Annotated in this window: 1 pseudogene; it reads left to right on the top strand. The window is 62.1% G+C overall.

Annotated features, from left to right (window positions below):
* Positions 1-842, top strand: a pseudogene (locus IT084_RS17610) (CO dehydrogenase/CO-methylating acetyl-CoA synthase complex subunit beta); the annotation flags it as partial.

Raw genomic sequence — 842 nt, 5'->3', positions numbered from 1 at the left:
GGCTACCCCGACACCGCCTACTACCTGCCGGTCATCCGCTGCTTGAGCGGCGAAGAGATTAAGACCCTGGGCGACATGGTGCCGGTATTGAACCGCGCCCGCAATGCCGTCAAGGAAGAGAAAACCTTCGCCAACGCCCGCAAGTGGGGCGAGGCCACCTGGTACGCCGCCGACATCATCGAGGCCATCAGGTACATCAACCACAGTCCCGAAAAGCCGCTGCACGTGGCCCCCTGGACCGGGTTCATCGGCGACCCCGTGGTGCGCCAGTACGGCACCAAGATGGTGGACTGGACCATCCCCGGTGAAGCCGTTATCATCGGCCGGGCCAAGGACAGCAAGTCCGCCAAGAAAATCGTGGACAGCTTCATGGCCAAGGGCCTCATGCTGTTCCTGTGCGACGAAATCATAGAACAGCTCCTGGAAGAAGGCGTCAAGCTGGGTGTGGACTACATCGCCTACCCGCTGGGCAACTTCACCCAGGTGGTGCACGCCGCCAACTACGCCCTGCGCGCCGGCATGATGTTCGGCGGCATCAAACCGGGCGACTACGACGCCCAGCGCGACTACCAGCGCAGGCGCGTGCTGGCCTTCATCCTCTACCTGGGCGAGCACGACATGGTCAAGACCGCGGCCGCCATGGGCGCCATCAACGTCGGCTTCCCGGTCATCACCGACCAGGAACTGCCCGAGGACAAGCAAATTAAAGACTGGTTCATCAGCGAACCCGACTACGACAAAATCGTCCAGACCTGCCTTGAGGTGCGGGGCATCAAGATTACCGCCGTGGACATCGATGTGCCCATCACCGTCGGTCCCGCCTTTGAAGGCGAGTCCATCCG

This window comes from Desulfallas sp. Bu1-1 (assembly GCF_015594625.1).
Lineage (GTDB): Bacteria > Bacillota > Desulfotomaculia > Desulfotomaculales > Desulfallaceae > JADNRQ01.
This window is presented reverse-complemented; position numbering and strand designations above follow the sequence as displayed.